This is a genomic window from Dolichospermum sp. UHCC 0352 (genome assembly GCF_009711925.1).
In the GTDB taxonomy this organism is placed as follows: Bacteria; Cyanobacteriota; Cyanobacteriia; order Cyanobacteriales; family Nostocaceae; genus Dolichospermum; species Dolichospermum lemmermannii.
Window position 1 is genome coordinate 17,621 of sequence record NZ_VIKY01000112.1, and the last position, 10,623, is coordinate 28,243.

Sequence of the window (10,623 nt, forward strand, 5' to 3'; positions counted from 1 at the left end):
AGAAGCCACCGAAAGTGGGAAAATAAAATTATGCCAAGAGAAGACTTAACAGAGGAAAAGCCGATAATATGCACTTGAGTGAAATTACCCATCCTAACCAGTTGCATGGTTTGTCAATTCGGCAGTTAGAACAAATTGCCCGGCAAATTCGTGAGAAGCACCTACAAACCGTAGCAGCCTTTGGAGGGCATTTGGGTCCGGGTTTGGGCGTTGTCGAATTAACACTGGGGCTTTATCAAACCTTAGATTTAGATCGGGATAAGGTCACATGGGACGTAGGACATCAAGCTTATCCCCACAAATTAATTACCGGACGCTACAGTAATTTCGACACTCTTCGCCAAAAAGACGGCGTTGCAGGTTATCTTAAACGCGGCGAGAACAAATTTGATCATTTTGGGGCAGGACACGCTTCTACAAGTATTTCGGCCGCCCTGGGAATGGCTTTAGCCCGCGACTTAAAAGGGGAAAAATTTAAAACCGTTGCTGTGATTGGTGATGGGGCTTTAACTGGAGGCATGGCGCTAGAAGCGATTAACCACGCGGGACACTTACCCAAAACTAATCTCCTCGTGGTTCTCAATGATAACGAGATGTCCATTTCTCCCAATGTGGGGGCGATTCCTCGTTATCTGAATAAAATGCGTCTGAGTGCGCCGGTGCAGTTTCTCTCAGATGGAATTGAGGAACAGTTAAAACATCTGCCTTTTGTGGGTGAATCGCTTTCCCCAGAACTGGAACGCATCAAAGAAGGTATGAAGCGGTTAGCAGTTCCCAAAGTCGGCGCTGTTTTTGAAGAATTGGGCTTTACCTACATGGGGCCAGTTGATGGCCATAATTTAGAAGAATTAATTGCCACATTCCAACAGGCACATCAAATTACTGGCCCTGTTTTGGTTCACGTAGTGACAACTAAGGGTAAGGGCTATGAACTGGCGGAAAAAGATCAAGTAGGCTACCATGCCCAAACTCCCTTTAATTTAACCACTGGGAAAGCGATTCCTTCCAACAAACCTAAACCCCCCGCTTACGCTAAGGTCTTTTCTCATACTTTAGTGACACTGGCGGCACAAAATCCTAAAATCGTCGGCATCACAGCCGCAATGGCGACTGGTACAGGTTTAGATAAACTACAAGCTAAATTGCCTAACCAGTATATTGATGTGGGTATTGCTGAACAACACGCTATTACCTTGGCTGCCGGTTTAGCCTGTGAAGGTATGCGTCCTGTTGCTGCTATTTACTCTACTTTCTTACAACGTGCCTTTGACCAAATTATTCATGATGTTTGCATTCAAAATCTACCTGTATTCTTCTGTTTAGATCGGGCGGGGATTGTTGGTGCTGATGGTCCGACTCACCAAGGTATGTATGATATCGCTTATCTGCGTTTCATTCCGAATATGGTGGTAATGGCTCCCAAGGATGAGGCGGAATTACAACGGATGGTTGTGACTGGGATTAATTACACTGATGGACCGATTTCGATGCGTTTCCCCCGTGGTAATGGTCACGGTGTCCCCTTAATGGAGGAAGGTTGGGAATCTCTGGAAATCGGGAAGGGGGAAATTCTCCGTCAAGGGGATGATGTGTTAATTGTGGGCTATGGTACAATGGTTTACCCGGCAATGCAAGCAGCGGAAATTCTCAGCGAACATGGGATTGAAGCAACTGTGATTAATGCCCGTTTTGTTAAGCCTTTGGATACTGAGTTGATTTTACCTTTGGCTAAACACATTGGTCGGGTTGTGACTTTGGAAGAAGGTTGTTTAATGGGTGGTTTTGGTTCTGCGGTGGCTGAGGCTTTACTTGATGCTGATATTGTTGTCCCTGTGAAGCGGATTGGTGTTCCTGATATTTTGGTAGATCATGCCACACCGGATCAATCTTTTGCGGAGTTAGGTTTGAGTAGTCCTCAAATTGCGGAAACTGTTTTACAAGCTTTTTTTAAGAAACAGGCTGCTGCTTTGGTCTAGTTGATTTTTTGTCTGAATCAGGATTTACGGGATTTCAGGATTTTTCTGTATCCTGTTTATCCTGGTTCTTAATATTTCCAGAATTATTGACCGCAGATGAACGCAGATAAACGCAGATAAATATGGATGATTATTTTTTTGTGCAGTTTCACATAAAATTTGGTATTAAATATATTGGTAATTTTTCATAATTATGAAGTTGCTAAACAATCGTTATCAGGTTATTCAGGTTTTAGGTGCAGGAGGGTTTGGTGAAACTTTTCTCGCTGAAGATACCTATATGCCTTCCCGTCGTCGTTGTGTGATTAAGCAACTTAAACCTATTAGCAATGACCCCAAAACTTATCAAGTAATTCAACAACGGTTTGAGAGGGAAGCTGCGACGTTGGAGTATTTGGGGGAAGCTAATGACCAAATTCCCCAACTTTATGCTTATTTCTCGGAAAATGGTCTCTTCTATCTGGTGCAAGAATGGGTGCATGGTCACACTTTGACTAATGTGATTAAATCTCAAGGACAATTACAGGAAAATACTGTTAGAGAAATTCTGTTAAGTTTGCTGTCTGTGTTGGATTATGTTCACAGTAAAGGGATTATTCATCGAGATATTAAACCAGATAATATTATTTTGCGGGAGATAGATAATAAACCAGTTTTAATTGATTTCGGTGCGGTTAAAGAAACTATTCGGACTACTATTAATGCTGCTGGACATCCTACTCAGTCTCTAGTGATTGGGACTCCTGGTTTTATGCCTAGTGAACAAGCTATTGGTCGTCCGGTTTATGCTACTGATATTTATAGTTTGGGTTTAACGGCTATTTATTTACTTACGGGTAAATATCCTCAAGAATTAGAAACTCATCCTCACACGGGACAGGTTATTTGGCAACAATTCGCTGGGGGGATTTCTCCCCAATTAGTAATGCTACTAACTCAAGCAATTGAACCACGTCCAGGCGATCGCTTTACTACTGCGAATAAAATGTTATATGCTTTAAAATCTGACACTTCTATTCCCTCACAAGTTTATCATATTAATCAAACAGCAGCAACAATTCATCTCACTCCTGCCGCACTAAATCAACCTATATCTTCACTCTCTCAAAATCCCGTGGTTAAAACTGGGAATAATCAGCAAATTTGGCAAAAACCAGCGGTGATTATTGGTAGCGTTATGATGGGAAGTTTAATTGGTGCAATGGCTATTTCTAGCATAAACCGACCACAAACCACAAATTCCATTGTCACTAATTCCAATATCACAGAAACACCAACCCCAACCCCAACACCAACATCAATCCTAACACCAACACCAATACCAACAACTGTAAATACTCCCATTTCTGAAGCAACTGTATCTCCTACTCCTTCAATATTACCTGAACCCACAGAGACAATTCCTGAAAATACTCCTACTCCTTCCATAGAATCAACTCCACAACCAGAAATAAAAAATGAACAGGAACAAACGTCTGTAGTTCCTACTACAGAACCGACTTTAACTATCAAAGAAACATTAAAGAAAAAAAGACAGGAAAAACGTGATCAAGTAGCTACTAATATTAGGGAAACTGTCCCAGCATTTCCTACAGGTACATCAAGAAGTAGTGTAGAAGAAACGCTAGGTAAACCAAAGAAAGATTTAAGAGGATTATGGGGAAATACCCGCGCTGTTACTTATAAAGTTGTTCCTAAGAAAATTGATTTAGGCTACTTATTTGATAAGAAAACTGGAACGCTAAAACAAACAGAAGCAGCTTTTGCATCATCAGTAGAACCTGAAGTTATGCAGACAACTCTCAATGGTTTATTGAATGGAGAAGCTACAGCAGAAATTAAACAAGGACTGCAACAAGTTCAACAACGACAAACAGATAATTTTACTTTTAGTAAGGGTGGGGTAAAAGGTCAAATAGTTCGACAAAGTTGTGATTTTATCTATATTAGTATTTGGGATGCTGATTTACATGATTTTGTGAATCCAGCAGATGCAAAACAGTGTTAGAGGAATAGGAGTGAGAATGAACTTTATCACCAAAAGTCTGAAAAGAGGCAATTTCATTAAGAGGATGTTTGAAAAGTATCAGAATTAATCGAGATCCCCCCAACCCCCCTTACAAAGGGGGGCTAAATTCCTCAAAGTCCCCCTTTTCAAGGGGGATTTAGGGGGATCTGCGGGTGTCAGATCCCACACGAAAAAGTTTTCAAACAACCTCTAATACATATAATCGTAAATTTGTCCAGTATATAAGTTCTCTCTATTATGTATTCCGTTCTAAAAACTTACCAATATCCCCATTATATAAATGAATTATAGAAACAATCATTTGTTTAATTTTCAAAGGATTATTATTACAGAGATTACATAAATCATCCTTTTCTTGATCAGTTCCCCATAGTGGTTGTGATTCTATCAGAGACAAGGCTATTTCTGAGGAATTAGACAACTTTAAACAACGTACTGATGATAGCCAATATTCCAGAAAAGTGAATTCTTGATATTGTTCTCGACTGGTGAAAATCACACAACTTTGATGATGGGTTTCAGCAATTATTTTGATGAATTGCATATATTTTAGATGATCAATATCTACATGATCCAAAATAATCAGACAACGATGGGTACGCAAATAATAGATAATTTGATTAATATTCAGTTTGTTTTCTTTGTGATGGGAGAACAAAGATAGCAAGTCAGTCATCATACTATCAAAACATGGAACTGTCGGTACTGAACGCCAAAAAACGTAATCAAATTGATTCTGAATTTGTTTTGCTAGTTGAGTAGCTAAGGTTGTTTTCCCAACTCCACCTATACCGAATAATCCTAGTAAGCGACAACCATCTTGTAAAATCCATGACTGCAATTGTGTCAGTTCTTGGCTATATCCGTAAAATGCTGAAATATCAATTGCAGTTCCCCAGTCTGGGAATTGATTTAAATTTGGTTTTTTTTTGCGTATTTGTGCGTATGCGGGGGGGGGGAAATATTACTTCAGCACTGGTAGTAATTTCTCGCCAATCTAGATTTAATCGCCGACATAGTTCTTCAAAGCTTGTATAACTAACAGGTTTACCAGTCAGGAAATTACTAATTGTAGCTAAGGACAATCCGGTATCATAAGCTAAAGCCCTTTGGCTGGGGTAGCCATTAACTCCAAGTGCCATATTAACCTGTTGAATACGGTCATTGCTTACCTTAAGTGACTTTGACATAATGTTAAATAATTTACGTCAAGACGGTAATAATTCACTTGTTCAGGCAGATTTGACTAAATTCAGATGTTTTGATTGATATATTCTCATAATCAGTGCGTCATGTAAATCTATCTTTAGATAGATGACATGGTTGTTTTGTTTTTTGATGTCAAAATTAGCTCTCAAGTCAGATGAAGTCAGATGAAGTCAGTGTTTCTCAGTACGGAAGTCAGTACAGCGTTGGGTAGATTGAATATATGCTAATTCAACTAATTAGCACCCCATGGAAATATCACGAAAACAATATCTTTTTCTGGAACTAAACAAGGAGAATCTCAAATGGCTAGATATGGAAGCAATGGAAATGATGATTTATCTGTTGAGGGATACTGGACTAACCCATGGTGGGCACCTTGGGGAGTTTGGAATTGGGCTTATGATAACCAGCTATACGGATTGGCAGGAAACGACTTTCTCAAAGGCGCATATAATGCCGACTTGATAGATGGTGGGGATGGCAATGACACCATCTGGGCATGGCAAGGAAATGATACTCTTTATGGTGGTAACGGTAATGACAATATTGATGCTGGTCAAGACCACGATTTAGTCTATGGCGGAAGTGGTAATGACACTATTTACGGCGATCGCAACAGTTGGATTGATCGAGGAAATGGTAACGATACTCTTTATGGAGAGTCTGGAAATGACTACCTTGATGGTGGGGAGGGTAATGACTATCTTAATGGTGGAACTGACAATGATACTCTGATTGGTTTTTGGGGTAATGATACTCTTTATGGTATGGAAGGTAATGATTATCTTGATGGTGGAGACGGCGATGATGTCATAGATGGTGATTCATGGTATTGGGTTTCTGGGTCTGCCAGAGATACTATTTATGGTGGATCTGGCAATGACAAAATTTGGGGTGGTGAAGACAACGACTTCATAGATAGCGGATCTGGAAATGACACTGTAGACGGTGAAAGTGGTGATGATACCATCTGGGCATGGCAAGGAAATGATACTCTTTATGGTGGTGACGGTAATGACAATATTGATGCTGGTCAAGACCACGATTTAGTTTATGGCGGAAGTGGTAATGACACTATTTACGGCGATCGCAACGATTGGATTGATAAAGGAAATGGCAATGACACTATTTACGGCGAAAGTGGCAATGATGTTATATATGGTGGTGCCAGTAATGATGTTATAGATGGTGATGCTTCGTATACAGTCTATGGCTCTGCGAGAGATACTATCTATGGTGAATCTGGCAATGACTATATTTGGGGTGGTGAAGACAACGACTCCATTTATGGTGGGTCTGGAAATGACACCATAATTGGTGAATCTGGCAATGACTATCTAAATGGTGGTAAGGGAGCAAATACAATATACGGTGGAGATGGAAACGACGTTTTTGCTGCGGTACAATTTGATGGTCAGAGAGATATTTTTAATGGTGGTGAAGGTGTAGATACATTTTTTGTGGGAGTTTCAGGGGATAGCAACGATTTAGATACTGCTAGTAAGGTCTTGTCTTATACAGGACAAATTACCTCAATAGTGGGTACTGTAGTTGGTGTTATCAACCCTCTGACTGGGGCTGTGATAGGTGCTTTGGGCGGTGCATTCGGTCTAGGATCTTCAATATTACAAGACCTTAAACCAGCTATTGGAGGTTGGAATGATGTTGTGATCATTGATGATTTCCAGCCACAGAAAGATATATTGGTTATACCGAAAGGTTTTAATTGGACTGAGAATCGTAATCTAGGAACGAACATAGATAACGTATATTATCAAGGAATAAACATCAAACAACAGAATCAAGCTGGTGGGGAGGATTCTTTAGTTTTCCTGGATATTGCCGGGTACAACTCACAACATAATTACAGTTTGCAACTACTTAGTCAAACTGATAGTTCTTGGTTTTACACTGTGGCGTGATCATAATGCGGTGTATTTAAGGCTATTTATCAACTTTCCCGTCAAGCAGCACCGTCAACCCAATGAAAGCCAGTAGGTTGGGTTGAGGAACGAAACCCAACATTTTGCCCCATTTACAACATTTTGGCGCATTTGTTGGGTTTTCCCACGTTAAGCCCAACCTACCACTACCAAAGGAGAATGGCTTATTGATTTGGCTAACAAACCCGCCATGAAATTCATTTCATGGCTAATAGCCAAAGTTTACTAAAGTAAACTATAAATTGATGGTTATTTCTAGTCATCTTCAGATGACTTTTGCTATGAGACGGGGAATTAATTCCCCGTCGGGTAATAGGTTTTACGTTAAGTTGACACTTATGAATCTCTTGCTTTACCCCTACTATCCTACTTTTATGTTAGAATAATCAAATAGATTCTATTGCATCCGACCGATAACCGCTATATGGTATTTATTGCCTCGAATAGTGTATAGTCAAGAAAAAATTCACTAATTGCTAATAGCTACAGTATTGTTAGTGCAAAATTAATAATGATATCGGCAAGAAATAATAGTTACATAGTCATCATCAACAGCATAAACCAAACGATTTGTATCATCAATTCGCCGTGACCAAAATCCGGCTAAATTTTCCTTGAGAGGCTCTGGTTTACCAATACCCTCAAAAGGCATCCGCATCGTCTCCTCAATCAACTTATTGATTCTTTTGAGAGTCTTTTTGTCTTGCCCTTGCCAGTAAAGATAATTACCCCAAGCCTCATCAGTCCAAGCCAACATTCTACTCATTTAACAAATCTCGCTGCACCACTTTCCCCTGCTTAAATTGAGCAATGGAACGTTCTAAATGGGCTGCATTTGCCGGAGACTTCAATAAATGCACAGTCTCCATGAGACTATTAAAAAACTCCAGGGACATCACCACCGTATCATCAGCATCCCGTCTAGTGATAATTGTATAGTCGGCATCTGCCGTCACCTGGTCTAAAACCGTTTTCAGACTATTTCTGGCCTCGCTAAAAGAGATAATTTTCATTGGCGGAGAACCTGTACTGTTTATTGTACAAGTATAGCGGGTTTGGGTAAATTGTACAATCCCCAGACGCGGATGTAGTATTTTGTCTTCCTAAAAGAGCCGCACCCATATATGGTATTTATTGCCTCGAATAGTGTATGATCAAGAAAAAATTCACTAAAAACATATATATAATTATGAATACATTAGAAAAATTAGAATTGTTGAGTGAAACCTGTAGCGACAACACAGAATTAGATAGAATTATTGGACAACTTTTAAATGTAATTTTAACTCGTTATCGTCAAAAACTCGCTATCTATAACTTAGATATAGATAAATTTGAGAAAAAATATCAACTCGCTTCTGAACAATTTTTAGAACAATTTAACTCAGGAAATTTAGGAGATGAAATGGATTTTTTTGAATGGTTCGGCTTATGCGAACTACGCAAAGATATCTTCCAAAAAATCCATAAATTAGAACAAGCTTTATGAAAAATGTTAGAAATGCCGATGACTATTTGGCATGGATAAAATCTGTAATTGCACTTTGTCCAGAAGTCGTAAATGTAACGATTATTCGAGAAGAATCACAAACTGATAAAGGACTATGGCGTTATCGTCTGACATTAAAAGATGGTAGCTTTTTAGAAATGTTTGAATTCTTGCAAATAGCATCAGGACAAGTAGAAATAATTAAATATAGTTTCCATTGGCAAACTGAAAATAGAGAACTAATAAAACGTTGGGATAACGCACCCCATCATCCGAAAATTTCAACTTACCCCCATCATGTACATGATGGTTCTGAAGATTCCGTTTTTCCGTATTTATCTGTTGATATTGAAGCAATTTTCAGACAAATTTCTGAACATATAAAATCTCAATAAGTTGTCATTAACATAATGCTAAAATAATTTCATCAGGAATTATACCCCAAATCAAGCAACTATGACTAAAAAACCCAAACGCATTTTATTCTTACATCCCAATTTTCCCGCCCAATTTCGCCACCTCGCCACAGCTTTAGCAAAAGATGATAATTATCAAATAGTATTTACTACCAATCGTCAAGAAGGAACAATACCAGGTGTACATAAAGTTATTTATGAACCTTCCCGTCAAACTGCACCCCAAACTCATCATTATGTCCGCAATTTAGAAAATGCCGTTCTCACCGGACAAGCTGTATATCGAATCGCAGAAAACCTGAAAGCACAGGGTTTTATTCCAGATATAATTTATGGTCATTCTGGTTGGGGTCCAACATTATTTATGAAAGAAGTTTTTCCCAAAGCAGAATTATTATGTTTCTTTGAATGGTTTTATCATCCTCGCGGTTCTGATGCTGATTTTGATCCCAATGAACCATTAAATGCAGATGATTTATGTCGAATTCGTGTAAAAAACGCCCCGATTTTAATTGATTTATATAATTGCCATAGAGGTCTTACTCCCACTAATTGGCAACATCAACAATTTCCCCCAGAATATCATAGTAAAATTAATGTTTGTCACGATGGGATAGATACTAATTTTTTTCAACCTCAGCCAGATGCTAAATTAGTTTTACCCCGCATTAATCTTGACCTTTCCCATGTCTCAGAATTAGTCACCTATGTAGGCAGAGGAATGGAACCTTATCGGGGTTTTCCTCAGTTTATGGAAGCAGTGGCATTAATTCAACAACAACGACCAAATTGCCATATTGTAGTTGTGGGAGAAGATAGAGTAGCCTATGGTAAACAGCTTCCTGATGGTAAAACCTATAAACAATTAATGTTAGCAAAACTGGATTTAGATTTATCCAGATTACACTTTACTGGTAGATTACCTTATCATGAATATCTCCAAGTCTTACAAGCATCTTCAGCCCATATTTATTTAACCCGTCCCTTTGTTTTATCCTGGTCAATGATGGAAGCAATGTCAACAGGATGTTTGTTAATAGCTGCTAATACTCCACCAGTTTTAGAAGTAATTAAAGATGGTAAAAATGGACTTTTAGTAGATTTCTTTTCTCCTGAACAAATTGCAGATAAAGTCAACAAAGTGTTAGATAACTTCCAAGATATGAAAGCTATTCGTGCAGCCGCAAGAAAGACTATAGTAAATAATTATGATTTAGCAAAATTATTACCACAGCATTTAGATTGGTTGTTGAAGAAGAAAACCGCTGTTAAGTCTTATGGGTTTGCAAAAATATAAAAAATAAAATAAATACCCTCATACTTTGACAAACTAACCCCGCAGATATTAAAAAATGTATTCTGCGTTGGTTAAGTAATATTAGGAAAACTGTTGAGTTGATGTGATATGTAAGGGTAAAGCAAAAGCTTAATGGTGTCAACTTAACGCAAAATCTTCATCCCGCAAGGAACTCAAGTTCCTTGCTAATAGCGAAAGTCATCTAAAAGATGACTAAATACTAGGAAAATTCATTAGTCCGTTTTAACGGACTTGAGCTATGAG

General features: G+C 38.6%; 10 protein-coding genes. 6 read left to right on the forward strand and 4 right to left on the reverse strand.

All coding sequences use genetic code 11. The annotated features are described in order from the left end of the window. Positions 1 to 68 precede the first annotated feature (68 nt). Both dxs and FJR06_RS07485 read left to right on the forward strand, forming a co-directional pair. Positions 69 to 1,976 (forward strand): 1-deoxy-D-xylulose-5-phosphate synthase, encoded by a 1,908-nt coding sequence (gene dxs / locus FJR06_RS07480; RefSeq protein WP_015081218.1) that lies wholly within the window; start codon positions 69 to 71, stop codon positions 1,974 to 1,976. A 193-nt stretch (positions 1,977 to 2,169) separates the two neighbouring features. After that, positions 2,170 to 3,984 (forward strand): serine/threonine-protein kinase, encoded by a 1,815-nt coding sequence (locus tag FJR06_RS07485; protein WP_015081217.1) that lies wholly within the window; start codon positions 2,170 to 2,172, stop codon positions 3,982 to 3,984. A gap of 256 nt (positions 3,985 to 4,240) precedes the next feature. Here the strand turns inward: FJR06_RS07485 and FJR06_RS07490 are convergent, their stop codons facing one another. Together FJR06_RS07490 and FJR06_RS07495 are read right to left on the reverse strand one after the other, a co-directional pair. Beyond that, positions 4,241 to 4,942, reverse strand: coding sequence for an NB-ARC domain-containing protein (locus FJR06_RS07490; RefSeq protein WP_371723590.1), 702 nt, complete (start codon positions 4,940 to 4,942; stop codon positions 4,241 to 4,243). Then, complete coding sequence (locus FJR06_RS07495; RefSeq protein ID WP_148279069.1) at positions 4,887 to 5,195, reverse strand: helix-turn-helix transcriptional regulator; 309 nt, start codon at positions 5,193 to 5,195, stop codon at positions 4,887 to 4,889. The genes FJR06_RS07490 and FJR06_RS07495 overlap by 56 nt, the downstream gene beginning before the upstream one ends. 321 nt (positions 5,196 to 5,516) lie before the next feature. Here FJR06_RS07495 and FJR06_RS07500 point away from each other — a divergent pair, with 321 nt between their 5' ends. Continuing rightward, on the forward strand, positions 5,517 to 7,136 hold the full coding sequence (locus FJR06_RS07500) for a calcium-binding protein (protein WP_015081216.1): 1,620 nt from the start codon (positions 5,517 to 5,519) through the stop codon (positions 7,134 to 7,136). A gap of 526 nt (positions 7,137 to 7,662) precedes the next feature. On the opposite strand, the gene FJR06_RS07505 is transcribed toward FJR06_RS07500, so the two are convergent. Both FJR06_RS07505 and FJR06_RS07510 read right to left on the reverse strand, forming a co-directional pair. After that, positions 7,663 to 7,923 (reverse strand): Txe/YoeB family addiction module toxin, encoded by a 261-nt coding sequence (locus FJR06_RS07505; protein ID WP_168651145.1) that lies wholly within the window; start codon positions 7,921 to 7,923, stop codon positions 7,663 to 7,665. Next, on the reverse strand, positions 7,916 to 8,170 hold the full coding sequence (locus FJR06_RS07510; protein ID WP_015081214.1) for a type II toxin-antitoxin system Phd/YefM family antitoxin: 255 nt from the start codon (positions 8,168 to 8,170) through the stop codon (positions 7,916 to 7,918). The genes FJR06_RS07505 and FJR06_RS07510 overlap by 8 nt, the downstream gene beginning before the upstream one ends. 176 nt (positions 8,171 to 8,346) lie before the next feature. On the opposite strand from FJR06_RS07510, the gene FJR06_RS07515 reads away from it, so the two are divergent. The 3 genes from FJR06_RS07515 to FJR06_RS07525 all read left to right on the forward strand — a co-directional run bounded on the left by FJR06_RS07515 (position 8,347) and on the right by FJR06_RS07525 (position 10,359). After that, positions 8,347 to 8,646, forward strand: coding sequence for a hypothetical protein (locus tag FJR06_RS07515; protein ID WP_168632026.1), 300 nt, complete (start codon positions 8,347 to 8,349; stop codon positions 8,644 to 8,646). Next, complete coding sequence (locus tag FJR06_RS07520) at positions 8,643 to 9,041, forward strand: DUF6516 family protein (RefSeq protein WP_168651146.1); 399 nt, start codon at positions 8,643 to 8,645, stop codon at positions 9,039 to 9,041. The genes FJR06_RS07515 and FJR06_RS07520 overlap by 4 nt, the downstream gene beginning before the upstream one ends. Positions 9,042 to 9,102: 61 nt before the next feature. Next, the gene (locus tag FJR06_RS07525; protein ID WP_168651147.1) at positions 9,103 to 10,359 is read left to right on the forward strand and encodes a glycosyltransferase family 4 protein; all 1,257 of its coding nucleotides are present in this window, start codon (positions 9,103 to 9,105) and stop codon (positions 10,357 to 10,359) included. Positions 10,360 to 10,623: the final 264 nt, after the last annotated feature.